This is a genomic window from Saprospira grandis (assembly GCF_027594745.1).
Lineage (GTDB): Bacteria > Bacteroidota > Bacteroidia > Chitinophagales > Saprospiraceae > Saprospira > Saprospira grandis.
In genome coordinates, this window is sequence record NZ_CP110854.1 from 3,525,293 (window position 1) to 3,550,324 (window position 25,032).

The following is a 25,032-nucleotide window of genomic DNA, read 5'->3' on the forward strand; positions in this document are numbered from 1 at the left end:
GCCACCCCCTACCATCCCTCAGCCGCGTCGCTTCGCTCCTTTTAGGGCCAAAAAAGAACCAGCTCTTAGGGGGAGCTGGTTGGACTTGGTTCTTCTAAACATTTTGCAGGTTGAGTACCTAAGAATATTTAGAGGGGAGATCGACTAATGGGAATTAGTATCTTGAAAAGATTGTTCTAGTAGTGTGTTTAAGGGCAGATGGTCGTCTAGGTAGTCGCCATAATAAGCCTTAAGGATTCTTCCTTTTTTGTCTAAGACGAAATCGGCGGGAATGAGGGCGTCTACGCTTTCTCCTTTGGCCATATAAGACTTAAACTCTTTTTTGTACATTTTTTTGCCCTTTTCGATATGGGCCAAAGTTTCTTTACGGCCTAAAGAGGCTTTTAGTTTTTCGGCATTGCGTTCTACCTTATATTCCTTATAAAGAAGGGCCTGGGGATCGGCAATGACTTTAAAGGGAAGTTCGTGGTCTTCTACATAGCGAATCAACTGTTCTTGGGGCGATTCATAAACGACGACGACCTCATAGCCAGCCGCCTGTAAATTTTTGTAATTATCGATCAATTCGTGAGATCGAAGATTGCAGACGGGGCACCAGGCGTGGCGCATAAAAACGAGCAATGTTTTTTCATTAGACTTTAGAATTTTCTTAAGTTTAATTAGCTCGCCATAGACGTCTTCAGTTTTAAAGAGGGGGGCTTTTTCGCCTTCTTGTAGGCGGAGACTATCTTGTGTGGGGACTTCTGTAGGGACTTCTGCAAAGAATGCAAAAAATAAGAGCATTAAAGAAATCATGCTAAATGCGTAAAATTTACTTGTTTTAAAATAAAAGTCCGTTGGAATTGGTCGTCCTAGATTGTGCCTTATGTGATTTGGGTCACAAAGGTAAGCTCTTTTTTTGTCAAAAAAAATTAAATTTGTGATAAAAGCCTAAAAATCAGCGGTCCAGCCAATAAATTGTTCTGTCATTGAACAAATAGCCAATTTTGGCTGTATCTTGAGGTGGTCTATTTTGGGTAGGACAGGCGGCGAAGCCGCCGCAGGCTGAGGGATGGACAGCAGTGGCCGAAGGCCAGACCGAGTTTTTTGAGCGTAGCGAAAAAAACGAAGGGCCGAGCAGGCCTGCGAGCTGCGACACAGCCCGACCCGAGCGAAGCGAGTGGGCAGCCCCAAAAAAAAGTAATCACTATTTTATCAAACCAATAGAGCCTTGGGCTCAAATAGAAAACAGAATTATTCATGCGAAAAGCGCAATTAGCTATTTTTAGTCTTATTTTTTTCCTTGCTTTGGGCAGCACGAGCTTGATGGCCCAAAAGAAGATGGAGGAGGGCTATATTAAGTATACGATGAACATGGCTGGGGGAGAAGAGAACCCTATGGCGGGGATGCTGAATGGCTCGGAGATGAAGGTTTATTTTTTGGGCAGCCAGGTGAAGACCTCGATCAACATGATGAACGGCATGATGAACATGAATATCATTATGGACAATGAGGCGCAAGAGGGGCTGATGTTGATGTCGATACCGATGATGGGCAAAAACATGGCGGTAGAGCTCAGCAAAGAGCAAATGGAGGAGCTCAAGGCCAAGCAAAAGAGCAATGCGGCCGCTAGCCAGCCTACATTTAAGTATTATAAGCGCAAGCGGAAAAAAATTGCGGGCTATAAATGCCATAAGGTGGAGGTCCAAATGCCTGGCGTTTCGGAGACTTTGACCATGTATGTGACCAAAAAGATTCAGCCTGTAGGGCAAAGTCAGATTCAGGAGCAGCTACCTGGTTTGGAAGGTTTTCCACTTCGGTACGAAATTAGCCAAGGAGGAATGAAGTTAGTTTTTGAGGCCGATGAGATTTCTAACAAACCCCCAAAAGCCGAGGTTTTTGACAAAAGCATTCCAGAAGGCTATGAAAAAACAACCCTAGAAGAGCTGGGCGGAATGCAAGGCTTAGGCGGTGGTTTTGGCCTCTAAAACAGATATTTTACTACCATTTTATACTCCATTCTATGAGAAATTCAGTTTTATTCCTGCTCTTTGCGGTTGTTTTTGCCCTTCCTTCTACCCAAGCGCAGCTATTTCGTTCTAAGAAAATGAACAAAGGGAGCATTACCTACACCCTTAATGTAGAAGAGAGCAAGGACCCCAATGTGGCCATGGTCAATAATTCTACGCTCAAGTTGGTTTTCCTCAAGGGCGACCTCCGCGCAACGGGGGCAGTTATGGGCGGCCTAATCATGGGCGACCTCATTATGAATAGTGGGGACAGCAAAGGCTTGGCGCTTATCCAGATGATGGGCGAAAAAACAGCCATGAAAATCCCTTCGGAAGATGTGAAGAAGGCCCAAAAGGAAATGACCAATTTGGATGAAATTACCACTCAGTTTAAAGAGGTAAAAGGAGGGGAGAAAGAAATTGCGGGCTACAAATGCCGTAAGGTGTTTGCCAATAACCCCAAAGATCCCACAACCAAAGTGGCCATTTATTTGACCGACAAAATTGATGTGAGCGCCGTTTCTTTTATGAACGAAGTGAGCGAAAAACTAGGCGGTTTTCCCCTCGGTATCGAGGTAGATAGCCCCGATGGTAAGTTTTCTATGCTAGCCACAGAAGTGGACAAGTCTACGCCTGTAAGCAGCAATTTTGATTTGGTTATCCCCGAGGGTTATACCGAAAAAACAAGCGAAGAATTGCAGCAAACCTCTCCCGCTATTGGCGGATAATGTTTTTATCGCTTAATTTTATAATTACCTCTAGGCTGGGCTTAGGGGTAATTTTTTATTTTGAGCCAAGCGGCTTATTTTGTCCCGCTCCCTCAAAAAAGTGCTTAACCAATTATTACTTATGCTAGTTCGCCACCTTAGTTTTTTCCTCTTATGTCTGGGCTGCTCGCTCAGCCTATGGGCCCAGCCCCAACGCTTCAATGGGGGATTCCCAATTTGTACACCAGATGATAGTCCCGCCGAAGTTGAACCCGAATTAGAGCAAACGCTCAAGGCCATTTATGGAGGCTGCCAATTGGCCCAAGATGAACGAGTCTTGAAAAAAAGAAAAGACCCAGAAGCCTACATTATTAGCGATTATCAGGAGCAAATGCAAGCTTTTGTTTCCTATGCCCAAACGCTAAACGATAAACTCAATGGGAGCCCCCGAAAAAAGCTATTGGACCAACTTGAAAAGTTGCTGAAAAAAGGCAAATTTGAAGATGCTCAGCTTCTGCTCAAAAAAGAAAAACTGCCCGGCCAAGGACAAGAAGATTGGCAAACGCTCTATTTTGCTTGGGCCAATTATCGCTATGAAGCCCAGGCCGAAGCCCCCTGGCTAGACCCCATGAACCGCCGTGTCAATCGCCGCTATCGGGCCATCCTCAATTATGTGACCCAACGCTTTGAACAGCCCTTTGGCCAACAGGCCCAAATGGGTGGGGTAGTGGCCGATGCCGCCCAAGCCCTAAGCAATTGCATGGCCTATCCCGAAAACCTGGCCTGGCAAGGAGAAGGCGGCTTCAATATGAAAAAAGAAGACGAACTCCGCCGCCTCGCCTCCGATATCGCTTATCTCGAATGGCGCACCCAAGAAAAAATTAACGGCCGAAGAGCTTATGATATTGATCGCAAAGCCATCATGAAAATTAAATTGGCCCTCTTTGATGTGATCCGCAGCATGGAACGCCAAAAAAGAAACTGGTATACCGAACCCCAACATGGCGAAAACCTCCAAGTTCTCTATAACCTCAGCTTCGAAAATGGCTGGCGAGTAGACGCTAGCAACGCCCTGAAAGAAGAAACCTCCCAAAACGAAAATAACCCGATTTTACCCAGCCGAATTGAATACTAACAAAAAAAAGGGGATAAGCCTAAAGCTTATCCCCTTTGTCCGTTTAAGTCAAAATGACTTAGGCTTCTGCATCAGTTCCTTCTTCTGTAGAAGCTTCAACCTCAGTGGATTCAGGAGCTTCCTCTACCTTAGGCTCAGGCTTGGCAGGAGGAGTTCCAAAAATCATCTGACGTTGCTTTTCTAGACGCTGCTTGGTTTGCTCACGACGAGACTCTACCACAGCTTCTTTACCTTCAATCCATTGCGCTAGTTTAGCATCAGCCTGCTCTTGAGTAAGAGCACCTTTGGCTACACCACGCTGAAGATGCTTCTTGTAGAATACACCTTTGAATTTCAAAATGGCACGAACAGTGTCGGTAGGTTGTGCACCTTTCATCAACCAGTCAAAAGCGGCATCACGGTCCACATTGATTGTAGCAGGTACAGTCAATGGGTTGTAAGTACCAATGCGCTCAATGTACTTACCGTCACGGGGAGCACGAGAGTCAGCAATAACGATGTGATAAAAAGGCGCTTTTTTGCGTCCTTTGCGTTGCAAACGAATCTTTACGGGCATGTCTGTAAAATTTAAGCCTGTGATTTTGATCCCCCACTGAACTTGCTGAACAAGCGGTGGGGCTTTACGAAAGCACAAAGATACATTCTTTTCCGAGTTTTTACCCTTTTCTTTTTCTTTTTTTGGGGCTGCCCCGGCCTTTGGCCGGGTCGGGCTATGCGGGGGCTCGCTGTTCGCTCGGCCCTTCAGGCTCCACTTCGTTTCGCCTTTGGTCTGGCCTGCGGCCACCCCCTACTATCCCTCAGCCAAAGCGGGCAAAGCCCGCTTTTCTGGACCTACATCAGCTCGTAGATGCCCCCAATGAGGTTGTAGCAATCTAAATCTTTGCGCTGCCGACTAATTCTTTGTATGGCCAGTTGGCTGCGCAGCCCTTTGCGGCAATAAAGGACCAAACAGCTATTTTTTGGCACTCTTTCTATAAAAGGTCCCAAATCAGATAAAGGGACGAGCTGCCCACCAATATTAAAGTCTTCATGTTCGTGTGGCTCTCGAACATCCACTAGGATAAAGTCCTTATTTTGGGCCTGCCACTTTTTTAAGGTCCGTAAATCAATTTGCTGAATACTATTCATCATGGGGGAGGAGATTTTAATCTGAGCCTTTACTGCCCTTGGGCTCAGAGAGGGGAGGAATTTTAATTTTAATCATTGAATCGGCAGAAGGGGGGGCGATCTGCTGTTCTTCTATATTTTTTTGAGGGGCCCGAAGGGCCTCAAAGGTCCAGCCATTTTGCTCTACCAATAGTTTGATTAGGCCCAAATTGCGTAGCCCTTCTCTGCGGGCTTTGCCCATCAGCTCACTTTCTTGGGCCTCTTCTCGGAGCATTTTCTTAACAACCACATTGATGCTCGTCAATTCATCTTCATTAAAGGCATTAAATACCCCTTCTTGGATGTCGTAATACTCTAAGTCGTGGTCTATAGATAAGATCTGGGGCTCGGGAAGGTTGCGTACCCGAACAATTTTTTGGACCTCATCTACTTCCCAATCTAACTGACTGAGGTCGTAGCCCACGGCTACTTTGGCCTTCACTTTGACCAAGGCTTTTTTGCGTAAGGGACTGATATCGTAGGCATAAAAATTATTATACTCATGCAGATTAGAGAATTCGCCCTCTACGGTCACTAACTTGGCTACTTCTTTAATGCGTTCTAGCAAAATTTGTTGCTTAGCCTGAGGCATGGGGTCTTTTTTCTCCAAATTTTGGCCCAAAATAAAAAAGTGGTAGCCTGCGGCTCCACCTAATGCTCCTAAAAACATAAAAAGAAGATAATCGAAAAAACGCATAACAATAAAAGCTTTGGTGAGTTGATTAAAACTAAGCTTTTATTTTAATATTTTTCTTGAAATAAGCGCTTTTAAGTTGGACCTAGAGGAGGGCAGCAACGGCTATAGCCAAAATTATGAGGGGTTCGACCCTCATTCATATATTATTGCGAAGCAATACCCCTCTTGCTGTAGGTGTCTACCTACAGCATCGGCCTAGGGGCCTGAAGGGGTGGCCGCAGGCCAGACCGAAGGCGAAACGAAGTGAAGCCTGAAGGGCCGAGCAGACCTGCGAGCCCCGCAAGGGCCCGGCCGCCAAAGGCGGCAGGCCCCAAAAAAATTAGACCCTAATTTTAAAAATAAACTGATAGAGCAGCACAAAAAGAGAGGAAATGATAAAGCTCAGGATACAACGAGCTAGCCACAACCAACTGAAGCTCAGGTCTTCTAGTAGGGTGGCCATAATCATGTAGGCGCCCATCATCAGGGCGGTATAACGGATAATCCAGCTGCGGCCCAAGCTCTCTTTGCTTAGCAGTTGGCCTGGCTCATAGCCCGAAATAGGCTCTATGATAGCGCAAATGAGGGGGCGTAAAAAGGCCAAGGCCACCATAACGGCCGCATGCAAGCCAAAACTATTGAGAAAAGTATCGACGCCCAAGCCTAGGGCAAAGGCCAAAATCAGGGCCAAAACCATAGGGATTTCTAGGGGCAGCAAGAGCACAAAAAGCGGATGAATGTAAATATCAATCAGCTTAAAATCTACATATTTGAAGAGCAGACCCTGCAACAACAAAACAAAGATAAAGCGGAAAATATTGATGCCAAAAAGGTTATTGCTCATGGATAGAAGCTTCTAATTCAAGTTGTTCGTCTCTCAGAATATTGTCTACAATATATACCTTATCCGCCTGGCCCAAATCATTGACCAACTGCACCGAAATATTGTAAAAATTACTGCCTGGCTCTATATAAAAACTATCAATTTTGCCCAAGAAAATATCTTTGGGAAAAACCGTAGAAAAGCCGCTGGTCAATACGCTATCGCCTTTTTGCAGGCCCAAATGTTTGGGAATATCGTGCAGCTGCATATAGCGAGGATCTTGGCCATCCCAACGCAAAACGCCAAGGTAGTTGTTGCGGCCAATTCGGCTGCTAATTCGGCTATCGGTATTGAGAATAGACATGACCAAAGCATAATGGGTAGAAACGGCCCGAATCACGCCCACCACCCCCTCTTGGGTATTGGCCAAAACCGCCGTATTCTTTCGCACCCCATGCTTGCTGCCTCGGTTCAAGGTCAGGTAGTTCTTCTGCTGATGCACACTATTATTGACCACCGTTGCGGCCAAATAATGATACTGCTGCTCCGATAAACTGTCTTCGGCCCCCACTGTGGCCGAATCGAGCAAATGCGAAAAGGTTGTGCTAGGCAGTTGCATCTTGAGCCGGGCGTTTTCTTGGGCCAAAGAATCATTTACCGCAGAGAGGTTCCAATAGCGCGACCAACGATTCTGATAATCGAAAATTCCCCCCACCAGCCGATTGGCAGAACTCAAAAAGGCGGTCTTCTCTGGCGTAGCATTTTGGCTAAAGTAAAAGTTTAGCGCAATCAACTCCAAAATGAAGAAGGCAAAAACACCATGATAACGAATAATTAGCTGGCTAAACTTATTCATAATAGTTGGGCAATAAATAGGGCGTGTCGGACCAGCCTAACCGCTCCGACACGCTTTATTTTAGAAAGGTATCACAACAATACCTCCCCGGCTATAGCTCTGTTTTAGAGGCTTTTCTGAGAGATGAGGAAGGAGAATTTGGCAATGTTCTGCAAGGCAATTCCCGTTCCGCGCACTACCGCCCGTAGGGGGTCTTCCGCAATGTGTACGGGCAATTTGGTCTTCTTACTAATCCGATTGTCCAAGCCGCGCAAAAGGGCGCCACCTCCCGTCAAATATAGGCCCGTCCGATAAATATCGGCCGCCAATTCTGGAGGCGTACTCTCCAAGGCCTTCAAAATAGCCTCTTCAATTTTAGCCACCGATTTATCCAAACAACGGCTAATTTCTTTATGCGAAACCATGATCTGCTTGGGAATCCCCGTCATCAAATCTCGGCCATTTACCGGATAATCTGCAGGCGGCTCCTCTAGGTTCTGCTCGGCAGCCCCTACATGAATCTTAATCTGCTCGGCGGTGCGCTCCCCAATCAATAGGTTGTGTTCCCGACGCATATAGTTTACAATATCAAAGGTAAATTCATCTCCAGCAGTACGGATAGATTGGTCGCAAACAATACCGGCCAAGGCAATTACGGCAATCTCCGTCGTTCCGCCCCCAATATCAATAATCATGTTTCCAACCGGCTCCGTCACGTCCAAACCAATCCCCAATGCAGCCGCCATAGGCTCGTGAATGAGGTAGGTTTCGCGAGAACCCACATGCTCGGCAGAATCAAATACGGCCCGTTTTTCTACCTCGGTAATGCCCGAAGGAATACAAATAACGGTGCGCATACTCCGAAGCAGCTTTCTGCGGTTCGGAATCATGTCAATCAAACCCTGAATCATGCGTTCAGCCGCCTCAAAATCAGCAATTACCCCATCTTTCAATGGGCGAATCGTCTTAATTTTTTGGTGGGTTTTTTCGTGCATCATCATCGCTTTTTTTCCTACAGCGATAACGTCATTGGTATTGCGGTCTACGGCCACAATAGAGGGCTCATCTACAACTACCTGATCGTTGTGGATGATAAGTGTATTAGCAGTCCCCAAGTCGATGGCAATCTCTTGGGTAAAGAAGTTGAAGAATTTTTTCATAAGGAGTGGCAAGCTTTATACTTGGCTAGTAGGTTGGGCAAAATGGCTTTGCGTTTTAGGCTTTGGTTTGCTTTGGCGCAAAAATATAATTTTTAATCTATTAAAGTAAATTTATAAGGAGTCAAAATAAGTAAGTAGCTATTTTTTAGGGGCCTGCCGCCTTTGGCGGCCGGGCCCTTGCGGGGCTCGCAGGTCTGCTCGGCCCTTCGGCGCTGCGCGCCTCGGTCTGGCCTGCGGCCACCCCTTCAGGCCCCTAGGCCGAATGTAAAACCCTGCGGGCGAGCAGCGGCCCAAGGGCCGCCCAGCAATTCCGCCTAGATGTTTTGGCGCCCTACAGGCCCGAAGGGCCGCAGGCCTAGCGATGGTAGGCAGTGCGGCGCAGCCGCAGACCAAGGCCGTTAGGCCGCAGGGCCGAGCGAGTAGCGAGCTGCCGAACGTAGCGCCCGCCGCAGGCGGGAGGCCCCCAAAAAAAGGACTTCCCTAATGGAAAGTCCCTTTTCAAATTTATCGCAAGAGCTGAATGCTGCCCTTTAAGACCAAAATATGGCCATCTATAAACTCTAGTTCGGCATACCAAGCATAGACCCCAGAGTTCATCGGGCGGCCCTTAAATTGGCCATCCCAACCCGCCTGTGGATCATTGGGCGCTAGGTTTTGGCCCTCAAAGACCAACTCGCCCCAACGGTCATAAACCCTAAAGAGTTTGACCAGCTGCAGGCGCTCATCGCCCTGAATAAAGAAGCGATCATTGGCCCCATCATTATTTGGCGTAAAGGTATTGGGGGCCGCCGCAATCCGCTCCTTGTCAATAAAGACCGTAATGCTGCTGTCTAAGCGACAACCTCTTTCATTTTGGGCCACAAATTCATAAATCGCCCGATCAAAAGGCTGCACCCATAACTGATAACTGCTATCGCTCAATAATTGATTGCTCAGGCTTTCGCTCCAACTGAAACTAACCCCCAAACTATCATTGAGCAAGGCATAAAGCAATAAGCTATCGCCATAGGCCAAGGTCGTATCATTTGGACCAAATTGCTGCAAGAAGAAGGGCAAGCCCGCTTCTACCTCCACCAAAGTATCGGCCACACAATCGTTGGCATCTCTTAGGTAAATCGTATAATCAGCCGCCGCCAAGTTCGGGAAGAAAGGCGAAGCCTGCCAGTTTAGACTATCTAAACTATAACTATAGCCGCCCAATGCAGTAGAGCCACCCTGAGCCAGGGCCAAAATACTTCCATTGCTTTCGCCCAAACAGCGCACAGAATCAACCTCTGCAGATAGCTCCAGCGGAGCGGGATCGACAAACTGAATGCTGTCTGTTTGCTGACAACCATTGGCGTCGGTGGCGGTCACGGCATACCAGGCCGCCCCTAGGTTTTGGGCCAAAGATTGGGTATCGCCATTGGACCAAAGATAGCTATAGGGCGCAGTGCCCGAGCTCGCCAAGGCTTCTACACTAGCGCTTAGCTCTCCTGCACAGCGAATATTGCTTTGCGGCTTGAGGGTCAAGCCCAAAGCAGGCGGTCCACCCAAAACATACTGAAAGTCAGCACTACAGCCATTTTGATCCACCACCGTCAAATTGTAAATACCCGCTGCCAAGCCCGTCAAAGGCTCGCCCACTTGGCCATTGGACCAAAGGAAGGCATTTACAGGAACCGAAGAAGATTGATAGCTAATGCTGCCATCATCGCCTCCGGCACAGGCGGGCATATTCAATTGCATATTTAGCTGTAGTGGAGCGGGATCTGTAATTTGGACCGATAAATCAGCCGTACATCCGTTTCTGTCCGTTACGGTCACGCTATAGCTTCCTGCCCCTAGGTTTTGGGCCGTGGGAGCAGTTTGTCCATCCGACCACTGATAGCTCAAGGGCGAAGTTCCGCCGCTAGCCTGTAGTTGGGCTTGACCAGTTAGCTCGCCTGCACAGCGAGGATCTTGGCTACTCACTAAGGTCAGTTGTATGCCTGTAGGCTCGCCAACTTGGGCGCTTAGGCTCAGGGTACAACCATTGGCATCGCTAGCCGTAAGGCTATAGTTTCCAGCGCTAAGGTTAGAGAGAATAGCGGTATTTCCGCCATTGGACCAACTATAATTGTAGTCGCCATTGGCCAAGGGCGTACCCCCACTAATAATCGCCGTGAGCTGGCCCGATGCTCCATTTTGGCAGAGCGCATCCTGTACATTGATATAGCCTACTAAGCCGCTAGCTGGCTCATCAACAACCACTTGGCCCTGAATGCTACAACCATTGGCATCGGTGACCGTAAGTTGGTAGTTTCCTGCCGCCAAGCCCGTTACTTGCTGCGTTTGAGCCCCATTGGACCAAAGGAAGCTGTAGGGAAGGGTTCCGCCTTGTACACTAGCGGTAGCTTCTCCATCTTGTCCCTGCAGACAGCCCGCTGCTTGGCTACTTAAGCTGAGCTGTAGGGCGGCGGGAGCCAAAAGTTCAAAACTATCGACCAGTTGACAGCCGCCAGCATCGCTAACTGTCAGGCTATACCAGCCCGCCGCCAAGTTATTGGCATTGGCGGTACTGCTACCATTGGACCAGTTATATTGATAGGGGGCTGTTCCGCCAACTACTACGGCTTCTAGTTCCCCATCGGCTGCATTATGGCAGCTAGGCGCCTGCAGTTGGTTAATGGCCAGGCCTAAGCCTGTGGGTTGGCTCAATTGAACGCTAGCATTTTGCTGACAACCCTTAGCATCCGTCACAATCAATTGATAGCTGCCTGCGGCAAGGTTAGTCGCAGTAGCTGTCGTTTGTCCATCGGACCAAAGGTAAGTGTAGGGGGCTGTTCCTCCAGTAGCGACCACTGTGGCCGTTCCAGAGTTTTGTCCCTGACAGTTGGGGGTGCTGCTTTGCAATTGAATTTGCAAGGGGCTAGGCTCTTCTACGGTAGTACTTGCGGTAAACTGGCAGCCTTGGGCATCGCTAATTGTCAATTGGTAGTTCCCTGCGGTCAAGCCTCGGGCTTGTCGGCCCATTTGGCCATTGGACCAAAGGTAGCTATAGGGGGCTGTTCCTCCAGTTGCAATCGCTAAAATGGCCCCATCGCTACTGCCCGCACAACTGGCCGAATCTACTTGGAAGTTGATGGCTAGGGGAGAAGGGCTATGCAAGCTAGTTGTTTGGACCAAAATACAGCCATTGGCATCCGTTAGGCTTAGGCTATAACTCCCTGCGGATAAGTTAGTGGCCGTAGCTGTTGTTTGTCCATCGGACCAAAGGTAAGTGTAGGGGGCTGTTCCTCCTGTGGCTAAAGCTGTTAGGCTTCCATCGTTGCCATTAAAGCAACTAGGATCATTTTGGCTAAGCTGTAGTTGTAGGGGAGCGGGCGCCGTAATCTCTATGCTATCTTGAATTTGGCAACCGTTGCCATCTCGCAACTGAACAACATACCAGCCTGCGCAGAGGTTGCTCCAGTTGTTGTTGGGACCAAAGAGCTGACCGTTTTGGCCGGGGCCCAAAAGGCGGTATTCATAGCCATTTTGGCCTAGGGTTCCCGTGCCAGCTACTGCTTGATAGACAATCTGTCCATCGCAGCTATTGGCACAGCTAGCGGCACTAACTGTTTGCTGGGCTGCAAGGGGCAAGGGGGCGCTAAGTTCTATACTATCAACAGCGGTACAGCCATTGGCATCACTAAAGCTGACCGTATACCAGCCCGCAGAGAGATTCTGAATTAGGGCCGTATTTTCCCCAGTAGACCAACTGATGAGGTAAGGGGCGGTTCCGCCCTGTACTTGGGCCGTAAGGGCTCCATCACTAGCGCCTGCACAGCTAATGCTGGCCCCATGATAATTACTATACACACTAATACTGGGCTGTATAGCCGAGGGGGCCATCAGTTGTATGCTTGTTGTGGCCTGACAACCTCGAGCATCGGTAGCGGTAAGGCTATAGTTCCCTGCCGCCAGTTGCTGGAGATCCTCTGTTGTATCTCCTGTAGACCAAAGGAAGCTATAGTTGGGGGTTCCCCCTTGGGCATCGGCATCAATCCAACCATCTGTTCCTTGATTGCAGCTTGGGTTTTGGCTGCTCAATACATTGGCAATAACGGCATTGGCGGGCTCTTGTACAAGGGCCGAAGCAACAATACTACAGCCATTGGCATCGGTGACCGTAAGCTGGTAGGGGCCTGCTGCTAGGTTGTTGATACTGCTACTGCTCTGTCCATTGGACCAAAGGTAGCTATAAGGCGCAATGCCTCCACTTAGTAGGGCAGAGATACTTCCGTCTGCTCCGCCATTACATCGCACAGAATCGGCATCTAGTTGTAGGACCAAGGGCGTGGGCTCTGTAATTGTCCAACTGCCTAGCCAATTACAGCCGTTGGCATCGGTTACGGTAAGTTGGTAGTTTCCTGCCGCCAAATTACTAATATTGCTGCTCCTTTGACCATTGGACCAAAGGTAGCTATAGGGAGGCAAACCACCTTGCATAAAGACGCTCAACTCCCCATTCTGTTGACCTGCACAGATGATATTTTGTTGTTGTACACTATCTAGTAGTAGGGTGTCGGGGGCTGTGAGTAAAACACAACTACTCGCCTGACAGCCATTGATATCCGTCACGCTAAAGCAATAATTACCCGCAGCTAGGCTATTTTGTAGGGCTTGGCTACTGCCGTTGCTCCATTGGCCCTGAAGGCTGCCCCATCCGCCACTATAAATGGCTTCTAGTTGGCCGTCTGTAGCTGAGGCACAAGATACTGTATAGCCATTATAGAAGCTAAGGGTATCTATATTCAACTGAATAGAGTCAGGTGCTTGTAGACTAATGCTACTACTGTCTTGGCAGCCATTCTGGTCGCTAACCGTAAGGCTATAATTCCCTGCTGCCAATCCGTTCAGGCTATTGCTGCTTGCTCCTGTGCTCCAGTTGTAGCTATAGTTGGCCGTTCCTCCTGTTGCTGTTGCACTAAGGGCAGCATCAGCGGCTCCAAAGCAAGAAATGGGACTACCATTATAATCTTGGTCGATACTAATGCCAGCGCTTAAGGGCGTTGGTTCTTGAATACTGACCGAAATTGTATCTGTACAGCCTACATCATCAATCACCTGGACCAAATAGTTGCCTGCGGCTAAGGCCGAGAACTGTCCCGTTTGGTTGCTATCTCCAGCCATAATGTAGGTATAGGGCGCTTGTCCCCCTGCAGCCGTTAAGCTAAAGCTGCCAGAGCTATCTCCTGCACAACTGAGGTCCTGACTAGCCAGTAAACTGATTTGTATAGGACTAGGCGGTACGGGAATATTTAGCTGTAGGGTATCATAACAACCATTACGGTCGCTAATAGTCACGCTATAATTGCCTGCACAAAGATTAGTGACCAAAGAGGTACTATCTCCATGAGACCATTGGTAGTAGTAGTCGGTAGAAATGCTGCCGCCAGTAGCCGTGATGGCTGCAGAGCCATCGCAAAGGCCAGGGCATTGTGGCAGGCTTCCATTGACCAAGCTAGCTTGTACAGGGTTGGGGCTGCCAATTTGGACCGTCATGCTATCCTGACAGCCATTGTTACTACTTACGGTAACGCTATAGCTCCCTGCGCAAAGGCCTGTGGCCGTGGCTGTCGTTTGACTGCCTGCAGCAGCATCCCATAAGTAGTTGTAGTTAATCGCCAAACCAGAAAGTGGCAAAACCGTGGCAGAGCCATCGCAGCTTCCCAAGCAGCTTTCATCTCTTTGAGAGGCCAGCTGAAGCCCTAAGGCATTAGTGCTATCTACAAAAACACTATCAATAGCCGAGCAACCTCCAGGTCCAGAAGAAGTGACCGTAACAGTATACCAGCCTGGACTCAGGTTGGTAATGATAGAGTCTACTGCACCATTGGACCATTGGAAACTGAAGGGAGGGGTTCCCCCCACCGTAGTTGCCGTGGCCGTACCATTATTGCTGCCACAACCCGAAGGGGTAGAGGTTGGCATGGGCACAGGGCTAGTGGTCGTCTGAATCATGAAGGTCCCATTATTACTTCCACCAAGGAAGTTAAAGCCCCCATCGATTTGGACAATATAAGGGGTGTTGGGCTGTAGGTTGTTATAAGTAAAGGACCAGTTGATGGGCTGGGTCATACAGCTATTAAAGCTCTGGCAATCTACCAGCACATCGGGGTTGTTATCACAAGGGCTGCTATCCTGAAAGAAAGAGATATTAAAGCCATCCCCAGGAACGGTGCCCCCGATACAGTTTCCACTAGAGGTGGCATTGATAATACTTAAGGTTACTGCACTTCCATTACAGTCGGATACAAAGTAGTAGTAGAGGGAGTGCTCTGGATCATCGCCTTCTCCACATTCAAAATAGCCAGGAGCGCCGCCTGCAACCCCTTCTCCAGTGGCAGAAGCCGTGTTAAAGCAGTAGGGAACATTGGGTTGAATGGGGTAGGCTATAGCGTTGAGGCAGTTGTCGGCCCCACAGCCTTCTGATACACAAAGCTCAAAGTTTTCATTATCGTCATCTCCGCCATCATTAAAGACTTGGAGGAGAATTTGGCTACCCGGAGGGGCCGCAATCTCAAAGCCGACATCTCCGCTAAGGCCACCGCTACCGCAGGCAACTTGTTGGAGATTGCCGCAGCCGCCAGTATAGGCCACCACCACAAGGTCCGAGAAGTCGCCAATAGGAGAGGAGGAGCTAATGCCATCATCATTTCCTTCTACCAAAGCCACTCCACTACTGGGCATAGTAAAGCTGTACCAAGTTTCTCCACAGTTTTGGCCACAGCTAGTTGGTTGGCTAGCGGTAGGAACGCCATAGTTGTAGCTATTCCAGCTGCCGGTACCATTGGTGCAAGATTCCGATTGAACGGGAATACTAATCGCATTTTGGCAGTAGTTATTGACGGGCTCGGGGTCATTGGGTTGCCCTGTACCAAAGAGGGGCTCCATATCTCGAACTCGAATGCTAAATTCTCCTTCTCGATTGAGACCTTCTCCATCGACTTGGATGAAATAGATATTGCCAGGGGTCAAGCAGGTCGCCTCGACATTTTCGGTGATAATAGCAGTGGGTAGGTTCGATCCATCGCTTAAGCTGAGCTGGCCTGTACAACTATTCGTTGAAGAGCCAAAGATATAGACCTCGGGGTCAATGCCAAAGATAGGGTCATTACTTTCTACCTCAACTTCTACCCGGCCCGAAGGAGGGGCTGTAAACTGATACCAGACGGTATGCTCGGCATAGCCGCCCAAGCCAGGCTCGCCCAATTCTACATTTGCACATTCATTGGTCTCATTGCCTAAAGTGGCAAAGTTGCCCGTGGGGAGACCAAAGTCATAGGCATCGCAGATATTATTATTATAGGGGAAGGTTGTGCTTCCTCCATCATCTTCAATTTCTATAGTAAAGTAGCCTTCTTCTACCCCAAAGTAATCCTCTTGTCCATCTACTTGTAGATAGTAGGTGGCCCCCGGAACCAAGCAGGTAATGCTCATTGATTCATCATTGAGCAGGGGATCGTAATCACTGCCCATTTCTAGCCAAGGTCCAGCACAGGTTCCGCCCGGACTATACCAGAGCGCCAGCTGTAAGTTGGGGTTGTCGCCCAAACTAGCGGGGTCTGATTCTAAGCTGATGCTGATGTTCCCAGAAGTTGGGGCCTCAAAGCTAAACCAGACGGTTTCATCGGCAGCAAAGGCCGAAGGGTTAGGCTCATTGGGCTCTAGCGTAGCACAGTAGTTATTGTAACTGACGTTATTGTTGATGCTGCCCCCATTGGGTACCGCCCCCAAAGGCGTGGCATTACAGATGTTATCATTGGCGGGAAAGCTCCCCGCGCCATCATCTATAATTTCTATGGTAAAATAGCCTTCTACATCAATCAAAGAGCCATCTACTTGGACCCAATAGGTCTCTCCCGGGAGCAAACAAGTTAAATTGACTTCCGCATCAAAGCTAAGGGTGGGATTGTCTACCCCCTCTTCCAAAAGTTGTAGGTTGCCCGTACAACTGCCATTAGAAGAACGGTAAACGGCTAGTTGTAAGTCTACTCCATTGCCTTGATTGTTGGGATCAGACTCTAGGCGAATGCTGACCTCCGAAGAGGTACTGGCCCCCACATGTGCAGGCGCCTGAAAGCTAAACCAAACTGTCTGCTCAATATTAAAAGGAGAGGGCTCTCCGGGCTCTGTTTCTGCACAGAAGTTAGCGTAGTTGATGTTGTTATTGATGCTGCCCCCAATAGGTACGGCCCCCAAGGCTTCTGCATTACAAATGAGGTCGTTGGTTGGAATGGGTACGGAGGGCGCCTGACTAATCGTCAAATCAAAGTAACCCTGTACATCTAGAAAGGAACCATCCACCATGATGAAGTAGGTCTTGCCTGCGTCTAGACATTGTACGTCCATGTCTTCATCAAAGAAGCCGGGGTCATAATCACTTTCTACCTCAGTGAGGATACCCGTACAGCTGTTATTAGAGGATTCAAAAACGGCTAGCTGAATATCAATGGCATCTTGAGAGCTAAAAGGGGTAAAGGTGGTGGCCGAAATGTCTACCGCATAAGGTCCTCCTGTGGCCGGGGTGCTAAAGCTGTACCATACGGTTTGATCCGCATCAAAGTCATCTGGATTGGGGTCGCCAATGGCATCAGCACAAAGGTTGTGCTGGTTCGTGATGCTTTGTGGCCCGTTCGTAAAGGGATCTCCTAAGGGAATGGCATTACAGATGAGGTTGTTGGGCGCTACGGGAATAGGCGGTATTTCTGTAATGGTAATATCAAAATAGCCTTCTTCTGGGTCCAAGATGGCCAAATCTGCCCCATTGACTTGCACATAATAGATTTGCCCTGGGTTTAAGCAATAGACCTCTAGGTCCAAATCAAAGACAACTAGGTCGTCGCCGCTGTTCATTTCTCGCCAACTGCCCGTACAACTGGCCGCCTCCCAAACGGCTACTTGCAGATCAATAGGGTCTACGCCATTAAGGGGATCGTCTGAGCTGAGTTCTATTTCTACATTACCACTAGCAGGGGCCGTAAAGGTATACCAAACGGTCTGATTGGGGTTGAATGCCCCTGGGTTGGGCTCTCCAGCTCCTGTTGCACAGAAGTTGTTTTGGCTACCATGTTGTGGGCCGGGACTTGTTCCAATTTGTCCTCCCGTTGGATCACCCAAATAGATGGCATTACAAGGATCGTCATTTGTTGCAGGAGGATCACGAGGATCGCCATAAACCTCTAGGTCAAAGATGCCTTCTTGAAGGTCGGGGTCAAAAAGGGCCCCCTCTCCATCTACCATCAAAAAGTAGGTTCTGCCTGGAGTAAGGCATTCTACTTCCATATTTTCATCCCAGACCACTCCAATTCCATCATGCTCACTCTGTATTTCGGTCAAGGGATCGTTGCAACTTTGGTTGGCCGCATCATAAACTACTAGTTGTAGATCAATTTGGTCAGAGCCAAAAAAGCTTTGGTTTTCTGCCCGAATCTCTACTTTACCCGAAGGCGGGGCAACAAAGGTGTACCAAACCCCACGGTCATTTCCCCAGTTGTTGGGGATGGGCTCAAAGAGGTTGTCTGCACAGTAGTTGTTCTGATCGGTAAGTCCAACGGTGCCGCCAGGAGCAGGGGCACCCAGGGCAATGGTATTACAAATTTCATCATTGGGCGCAGGCGGAATCCCGCCATCTCGTACTTCTAGGTCAAAGATACCATCTACATTTAAGGTAGAGCCATCCACCATGATATAGTAGATGCGGCCAGCTTCTAGGCAGCGTACATCTAGTTCTTCTCCAAAGCCAGTTGGATCATAATCGCTATCTATTTCGCTGAGGCTTCCTGTACAGTTGTTGGTCGAGCTGCTATAAAGGGCGAGCTGAAGGTCTACCGCATCGGTCCCAAAAGGGGCGGGTTGGTCACTATTGGCCTCAATAATAACATGCCCAGAGGCAGGGGCTTCAAAGGAGAACCAAACGCCCTGCTCATTGCTCCAGTTGCCCGGAACGGGCTCGTTGGCATTGCCTGCACAGAGGTTTGACTGGCTGAGGGCATTGGTTTGTACTTGCCCCCCAGTAGGAACAGGCCCCAGATGAGTGGCCGCACAAATGCTATCGGCTGATTGCTGTACGCCAAGGTCAAAGATTTCTAGGCCAAAGTAGCCTTGGCCGCCATCGGTAAAGGGGATGCCGCTATCTTCGCCATCTACCAAAAGGAAGTAGGTGGTATTGGGTTGTAGACATTCTACGCTCATTTCTTCATCATAGAGGGCACCTGCCCCCTGATAGTCTTCGGCCACTAGGCTAAGGGCGCCATTACAACTGCCATTAGAACTTTCATAAAGGGCCAATTGCAGGTCGATGCCATCCCCTAGGTTTTGGGGATCCGAGATGGCCTCAAAGCGGAGACTAGCACTGGGGTTGGGGCCGGTGGTAAACTGAAACCAAACGCCTTGTTCATTGGCATTGCCCCAGGGACTAGGTTCTAAGGTATTTGTTGCACAGAAGTTCCCGTAGTTGCTCAGTCCATTGTCTCCAATAGAGCTATTGCTATTGAGGGTCCCCAGATTGATGGCATTACAAATTTGGTCATAGGCTTGGCCCGCATTTACAAAGCTTCCCGTTGCCCGAATCGTAAAATCTACCTGCCCCCAACTGCTATTCCCACAACAGTTTGGAATGCTTAGGGTATAATTGAGGGAGCTACCTGGCGCTGGGGTAGCAAAGTTCTGACAAATCTGGGCCAGACAAGTTTGGTCCACCACACAGGCCGCCCCATCATCCTCAAAGGCTCTAAAACAGAGCTGGATATTGGCCGGATAGTCTGTTGCACAAATAAATTCTTCATCGTATTGGGTGTTGGGGGCGTCGGTAAAGCAAGCCCCAGATTGAGGGTAGGTCGTCCACCCTTGGCTTTCTACATTGACGCGCCATTGGGGGTCTGGACTACCACCAAAAATCCCATCTGTACAACTGGTCCCAGCCGTTCCGGAGTTGATGATCACTTCTAGACGAACTTGGGCCTGCAAGCTCCAGCTGCAGAGGAACAGAAGGCCAAATAGATAGATATGTCGCATATAGCTGTTTTTTGTCCAACAAAATTGAAGGCTAAAAATAAGAAATCCTTAGCAGTTCTTCACTAAACGTTTGTTTCCTGCCTCCTTGTTGCCAAGGACCCTGTTTTTTTGGGGCCTCCGCCTCCCTTCGCTCGTCGGCGCTACGTTGCGCAGCTCGCTGTTCGCTCGGCCCTGCGGCCTGACGGCCTTGGTCTGGCCTGCGGCCACTGCTGCACATCGCTAGGCCAAATGGAAGTCCTGCGCTTCGGCCATCCTTTGATAAAAATTTGAGGCTAGTCCAGGCATTTTTTAAAGGCATAGCTGTAGCTATGGCTGAGAAAAATAACGCAGAATAGCAGGAAATTAAAGCAAAGGATAGAAGTGGCAGGGCTTTCATTTGGCCTTTGCCGTTTGGCCTTCGGCCATGGCGGCTTCGCCGCCCGTTATTCATCGCCTAGGGACAAGCCCCTAGGCTAATCCAATGGAGTCAGCCCTAAAGGGTCTCAACTGCTCATATAGCTGGCCTTGCTCATCTGTTTTTGCAGAGAAGGGCCATATCCAAAGGCCCTCGCAGAGGGCTGTCTGAAAAAGCTAGCCTAGGGGCTTGTCCCTAGGCGCAGGAAAGAGCAGACACAAAATTTTAAACAGACTCTGCCTAGGGGCTTATCTCTAGGCAATGATTGGTAAAACTCCTTCTTAGTTGCCCTGAACTCTACGATATAGGTTGTCAAAGTCATTGAATACAGTTACTAAACTGTTCGTTATAGGTTCCTCTACTGCATAAGAGTCGTCCTGAACTCCATGATATAGGTTGTAGAAGTGTATAATATACGTTGGCTAAGTGCATGATATACGTTAGGGAACTGTACGGTATAGGTTGTGGAACTACATAATATAGGTTGTAGGACCCCAAAATAGACGTCCTAGGACGTCTATTTTGGGGTATAGGAAGGTACCCAATGGGGTTAGGGGACGTACCTCATGGAGTTCGGGACGTCCCTTATGGGGTTGGAGGACGTACCTCATGGAGTTCGGAACGTCCCTTATGGGGTTGGAGGACGTACCTCATGGAGTTCGGGACGTCCCTTATGGGGTTGGGGGACGTCCCTCATGGAGTTCGGAACGTCCCCTCTGGGGTTGGAGGACGTATCTCATGGAGTTCGGGACGTCCCCTCTGGGGTTTTTGGACCTATACAATGCAGTTTCAGACGTCTATCAAGCAGTAGGAGCGTCCTAATTTGGGGTGCTAGACCGATAGCTTGAGCTAAATAAGTGGCCTCTTCCATTTTCTAAGCTAAAAAATGCGGTAGAGAAGTGCTACTTTAGGGTTCTTAGACCTAAGCTCTACCTTAGAGGAGCCCTATTTTGGGCTTGTGCAACCCCATCGCCCTAGTTTATTAGTCCCTCAACTTTTTCTTGGGGGGTGAAAAAGGAGAGGTAAAGAAAGCGTTTTTTAGCAGCTGGGCGGTTTTGGCCCCATGGGCTGAAGCCCATGGTTGTGGGGCTATGCAAACTGGCGGGCTAAAGCCCTTGTTTGCTGTTTATTACAACTCATTATGGGCCGATGGTTTTAACCTTCGGCTCATTTTTTTACGCTTAGTTTGGCTACTTTTGTTGCTGTAGGTTTCAACCTACAGGTACATATATATCCATCCTACAGGCGGCGAAGCCGCCGCAAAGGAGCGAAGCGACTTGGCCTAGGGGCCTGAAAGGGTGGCCGCGCAGCGGCAGACCAAGGGCGAAGCCCGCAGGGCCGAGCAGACCTGCGAGCCCTGAAAGGGCCCGGCCGCCGCAGGCGGCAGGCCCCAAAAAAAGAATAAAGATATTTACTGATACTGCACAGCTATTTTGAGAAAATAGAAGTTGGAACTATGGATTTAGATATGAAATCAATGTTTATGTATTATGCTATAATAATTATATTTATCTTGGCAGCGAGTAGTTTATATGCTCAAGAAGATAGTTGTTTTATCGAAAATTACAAGAAAAGACCTGAACATGCAGAGATGTTTGGGTTTGAGAATAGGGCTGTTTTTATCCTTGAATTAGGCCATCTTCTTAAGTGCGATAAAAAAGTTAAAAAGGAGTTGAGTGAAGACTTAAAGGAGGGAATTAGGTTAAAAGTTTTTTTAAATAAGTCCTTAACAGAAGTAGATTCTGTGCAAGTTCATGGTCTAAGACTTAGCCCTAAAAAGTTAAGGCGCTTATTGAGACGAACGCGGAAAAAAGCAAAAGTTATAAGGACTTGTTTGGCTGTTAATTATTATGCAACAGAACCAAGCCCTCCATCTATGAATATCACAACAACCAAAAGTATTCTTCTCGTTTTTGCAAAATAACTATTAGGTACTGCAGCGGCTGAAGGCAGCTGATATTTAGGGGCTAAAAAATATGTTATGAAGTTTGTTTACTTGTTGGCAGGAGTTTTTATTTTTAATTCATGTCAATTGTTGAGGTTAGAGAAAAGAGAGGCAACAGCAGAGCCAGTGGAGCAGTTCTATTTTCCGTCTGGTGACGGAAAATGGGGGGTATATGGGTTCCCAGATATAGAGAATTGTTATTCTTTTGAGATAAATGAAGAAGATAGCTTTAGGTTCGTAGTAGATAGTCTTCTATTCAAAGGACAAAGGTCTGGATCTAAAATCCACTTTGAATTGGGTGACTCTTTAGCTAGTTATTATATCAAGGGGCAGTTTCAGATTCCTACTGAATATGTACTAAAACCTCAAAAAAATAAGACTGGAGAGCGAAGCAATAGCTGGATTATCGAAAGAATTCCATTGCGTATAGGGCATTGGTACTATAGTCGTGATGGAGAAAGATCTTTGGGTTACTATCATAGCACTGAGGTATCGGCAGATTCACTTGCAAAGGATGAGCATTATATTAACTTAGTCGGAAAGTTAGAAAAAACAGCATTATTAGGACTACCGGTAAAATTTAAATGGCCTAAATATCATCTACAAATTGTGGAGGGAGATAGCTTTAATTTAAAAGTGGATACATTTGCTTTTCAAGGTTTCTTGCAAGCTGATACTTTATACTTCGAATTTGGGGAAGAAAACCAAGATGGATACATAAAAGGACAGTTTTGTATATCGTCAAAAAGCTATCCTGCACCAAACTATAGGATACTAGATTTAGCTGAAGACATAAAATTTGATTTAGGAATTCCAGAGCCTAAAAATAAATTTTATTGGAATCCTAAAGAATCAATAAACTATCATACTACTTATGCTTGTCAAAAAGAAAAATGGGCGTTAAGAGTTGGTAAATGGGAGTATTTGGAAAAGGGAGAACGGATTTTTATTGACTATCCAGGTCTGCAGTGATTTTAAGTCGCAGCCATTATAAAATGCTAGTAGTGGCCTAAGTTGAACTGTTTTTAGGTCTATTTAATCAAAAGCAGCGAGTATGATTCTATTTATAGAAATAGTTACCTTACTTATTTTACTTGCAGGGAATATCCTTTACCTTAAGCGAGGTCGAGCTAGAAGTACGCCCAAAGTCGTATTTTGGGGCATAGAAATAGAAAGAATAGATGCATTGGGTTTTCTAATAATGTCACTGTTGCAATTAGACTTTTTAAATCAATTTTTGGATTTATTGATTCTACTTGCCGTTTTATTTTTTGTAGTTACCCATCTGCGGATAAGGACTGTAGAATAGATGCTCTTGTTGTAAAAAGCTCAGCCCAGCCAAAAAACAATAAAAATGAAGACTAGTATAAGTTTGTTGCTAATGTTTTTTTGTTCCGTTTTAGCTCACAGTCAATGTGATAAGATGGAGGTAAAAGGCCAAGGAGATACAATTTTATTTTTTAAAAATTGTGTTCAGGGAGAGTTGCTCGTCTTTGATACACTTATACTACCGCCTTTGCTTAAAGATGTAAAATTTAAGCAAATAGCAGATAATGCGGTTTATGTTAGCTGGACCTTTAGGGCAGTTGGCGGAGAGCAATGTTTTCTTTTGAGAAAAATTATCCTTAATGAGGATGGAGAGTTAATTCATCAAGATAGAATTGACGGTTTCTGTGAGGAGGATTTGAGGGAAGGAAGAACGTTAAGGGAAGGTAATTGTATCGACTTATATAAAACAGGGATAGAGGTTGTTTTTGAAGATGTAGCTAAGTCTTCTCTGTTTATAAGCTATGAAGAACTATCTAATTATACTGTAGAACAAGTAATTAAAAACAAAGAAGCTGATGAGAGGATATTGGCTATTTGTTGTTTTCGTCTGCAGCCTGGCTTGTCAGTCGAGACAGCCTGATGAAAAGGCAAGCGAAAAAGCTTTTTCCTACCGCTCTATTTCAGAAGAAAATCTGATTATCTATATGGTAGAGGAGGCCAACAATATTTCTATAGCAGCTATTTTAGATCGCATAGAAATTGAAAATGGAATCTCTGAAGTGGAAGCAGATAGTCGCTTTTTAAGAGCGTTTGATCTGGCCAATATGGGAGCTGTTGAGCTCTATGAGTTGAATCTGAAGCAAGAAGGAAGGCCTCGCATAGCAGCGAGCAAGTATTATTGTCTACGGTCTAAGCGGCTAAATACGCTCTTTTATATCCCTCTAGAGAAATATTTTCTGCTTAAACTTAATACCTCATCAGATACTTATGTATTTAGCGGCATAGACCAAGGAGGCAAAAGAGCCTACTATACTATATTTGGCTTTGATGCTATTTCTGGGATGCCTAAACTCAAATGGTCCTCCCTTAGACATTGTAGTATACCTGTTTTTATACGGACCCCAGATAGCTACTGCCAGCGTTATCTAAATGATAGCTTAGCCTTTAAAAATGAGGATGTTAATGGCGATGGGTATTTAGATGTGGTATTTGAGGGGCTCAGGAAGAGTAGCTGTATGGACAAAAATGGGGAGGAACAAGAGATTAAGTTTAGTATTCTAATGAAGCCAGATCTCGAAAAATTAGAGTTGATTTTATCAGATGAAAGTATCTGTGATATGGATTGGAATATGAACTAGTTTTTTGGGCCTCCCGCCTTCGGCGGGCGCTACGTTTCGGGGCTCGCTGCTCGCTCGGCCCTGCGGCGGCTTTGCCGCCTTGGTCTGGCCTTCGGCCACCCCTGCACATCGCTAGGCCGCTCATCTGTCTTTTTTCTTTGGGCTTTCTTCTTTTGCGGTTGGGCAGTTTTGGGCCATGGGCTGAAGCCCATGGTTGTGGGTCTGAGCAAACTGGCGGGCTAAAGCCCTTGTTTGCTGTTTATTACAACTCATTATGGGCCGATGGTTTTAACCTTCGGCTCATTTTTTTACGCTTAGTTTGGCTACTTTTGTTGCTGTAGGTTTCAACCTACAGGTACATATATATCCATCCTACAGGCGGCGAAGCCGCCGCAAAGGAGCGAAGCGACTTGGCCTAGGGGCCTGAAAGGGTGGCCGCAGGCCAGACCGAGCCGCTGAAAGCGGCGCAGGGCCGAGCAGACCTGCGAGCCCTGCAAGGGCCCGGCCGCCTTTGGCGGCAGGCCCCAAAAAAAAAATATATAGGCTCTTTTTGAGAAGGAGTCTTGTCGCATTATTTTTTGAGGATAAGCAGGC

General features: G+C 47.4%; 16 protein-coding genes. 8 read left to right on the top strand and 8 right to left on the bottom strand.

All coding sequences use genetic code 11. The features are described 5' to 3' along the window. Nucleotides 1–144: 144 nt before the first annotated feature. Nucleotides 145–795 (bottom strand): peroxiredoxin-like family protein, encoded by a 651-nt coding sequence (locus OP864_RS13910; RefSeq protein ID WP_270098760.1) that lies wholly within the window; start codon nucleotides 793–795, stop codon nucleotides 145–147. A gap of 444 nt (nucleotides 796–1,239) precedes the next feature. Here OP864_RS13910 and OP864_RS13915 point away from each other — a divergent pair, with 444 nt between their 5' ends. The 3 genes from OP864_RS13915 (at nucleotide 1,240) to OP864_RS13925 (ending at nucleotide 3,831) form a co-directional block, all read left to right on the top strand. Beyond that, complete coding sequence (locus OP864_RS13915) at nucleotides 1,240–1,968, top strand: DUF4412 domain-containing protein (RefSeq protein ID WP_270098761.1); 729 nt, start codon at nucleotides 1,240–1,242, stop codon at nucleotides 1,966–1,968. A 35-nt stretch (nucleotides 1,969–2,003) separates the two neighbouring features. After that, nucleotides 2,004–2,717, top strand: coding sequence for a hypothetical protein (locus OP864_RS13920; protein ID WP_270098762.1), 714 nt, complete (start codon nucleotides 2,004–2,006; stop codon nucleotides 2,715–2,717). Between the two features lie 100 nt (nucleotides 2,718–2,817). Then, the gene (locus tag OP864_RS13925; RefSeq protein WP_270098763.1) at nucleotides 2,818–3,831 is read left to right on the top strand and encodes a hypothetical protein; all 1,014 of its coding nucleotides are present in this window, start codon (nucleotides 2,818–2,820) and stop codon (nucleotides 3,829–3,831) included. A 58-nt stretch (nucleotides 3,832–3,889) separates the two neighbouring features. Here the strand turns inward: OP864_RS13925 and OP864_RS16935 are convergent, their stop codons facing one another. The 7 genes from OP864_RS16935 to OP864_RS13960 all read right to left on the bottom strand — a co-directional run bounded on the left by OP864_RS16935 (nucleotide 3,890) and on the right by OP864_RS13960 (nucleotide 19,493). Continuing rightward, complete coding sequence (locus OP864_RS16935) at nucleotides 3,890–4,387, bottom strand: 30S ribosomal protein S16 (protein WP_284701528.1); 498 nt, start codon at nucleotides 4,385–4,387, stop codon at nucleotides 3,890–3,892. A 275-nt stretch (nucleotides 4,388–4,662) separates the two neighbouring features. Further along, on the bottom strand, nucleotides 4,663–4,962 hold the full coding sequence (locus OP864_RS13935) for a rhodanese-like domain-containing protein (RefSeq protein WP_270098764.1): 300 nt from the start codon (nucleotides 4,960–4,962) through the stop codon (nucleotides 4,663–4,665). Between the two features lie 13 nt (nucleotides 4,963–4,975). After that, complete coding sequence (locus OP864_RS13940) at nucleotides 4,976–5,674, bottom strand: DUF4230 domain-containing protein (RefSeq protein WP_270098765.1); 699 nt, start codon at nucleotides 5,672–5,674, stop codon at nucleotides 4,976–4,978. Between the two features lie 319 nt (nucleotides 5,675–5,993). Next, the gene (locus OP864_RS13945; protein WP_270098766.1) at nucleotides 5,994–6,497 is read right to left on the bottom strand and encodes a rod shape-determining protein MreD; all 504 of its coding nucleotides are present in this window, start codon (nucleotides 6,495–6,497) and stop codon (nucleotides 5,994–5,996) included. Continuing rightward, nucleotides 6,487–7,332 (bottom strand): rod shape-determining protein MreC, encoded by an 846-nt coding sequence (gene mreC / locus OP864_RS13950; RefSeq protein ID WP_270098767.1) that lies wholly within the window; start codon nucleotides 7,330–7,332, stop codon nucleotides 6,487–6,489. Before mreC ends, OP864_RS13945 begins: the two co-directional genes overlap by 11 nt. A 104-nt stretch (nucleotides 7,333–7,436) precedes the next feature. Further along, nucleotides 7,437–8,471 (bottom strand): rod shape-determining protein, encoded by a 1,035-nt coding sequence (locus tag OP864_RS13955; protein ID WP_002656579.1) that lies wholly within the window; start codon nucleotides 8,469–8,471, stop codon nucleotides 7,437–7,439. 504 nt (nucleotides 8,472–8,975) lie between these two features. Beyond that, nucleotides 8,976–19,493 (bottom strand): T9SS type B sorting domain-containing protein, encoded by a 10,518-nt coding sequence (locus OP864_RS13960; protein WP_270098769.1) that lies wholly within the window; start codon nucleotides 19,491–19,493, stop codon nucleotides 8,976–8,978. 1,850 nt (nucleotides 19,494–21,343) lie between these two features. Here OP864_RS13960 and OP864_RS13965 point away from each other — a divergent pair. From OP864_RS13965 to OP864_RS13985, 5 genes are all read left to right on the top strand, one after another. Then, the gene (locus tag OP864_RS13965; protein WP_270098770.1) at nucleotides 21,344–21,811 is read left to right on the top strand and encodes a hypothetical protein; all 468 of its coding nucleotides are present in this window, start codon (nucleotides 21,344–21,346) and stop codon (nucleotides 21,809–21,811) included. Between the two features lie 57 nt (nucleotides 21,812–21,868). Continuing rightward, on the top strand, nucleotides 21,869–22,804 hold the full coding sequence (locus OP864_RS13970; protein ID WP_270098771.1) for a hypothetical protein: 936 nt from the start codon (nucleotides 21,869–21,871) through the stop codon (nucleotides 22,802–22,804). A gap of 82 nt (nucleotides 22,805–22,886) precedes the next feature. Beyond that, nucleotides 22,887–23,141, top strand: coding sequence for a hypothetical protein (locus OP864_RS13975; RefSeq protein WP_270098772.1), 255 nt, complete (start codon nucleotides 22,887–22,889; stop codon nucleotides 23,139–23,141). A 45-nt stretch (nucleotides 23,142–23,186) separates the two neighbouring features. Beyond that, on the top strand, nucleotides 23,187–23,741 hold the full coding sequence (locus OP864_RS13980; RefSeq protein ID WP_270098773.1) for a hypothetical protein: 555 nt from the start codon (nucleotides 23,187–23,189) through the stop codon (nucleotides 23,739–23,741). After that, nucleotides 23,677–24,459, top strand: coding sequence for a hypothetical protein (locus OP864_RS13985; protein WP_270098774.1), 783 nt, complete (start codon nucleotides 23,677–23,679; stop codon nucleotides 24,457–24,459). The genes OP864_RS13980 and OP864_RS13985 overlap by 65 nt, the downstream gene beginning before the upstream one ends. Nucleotides 24,460–25,032: the final 573 nt, after the last annotated feature.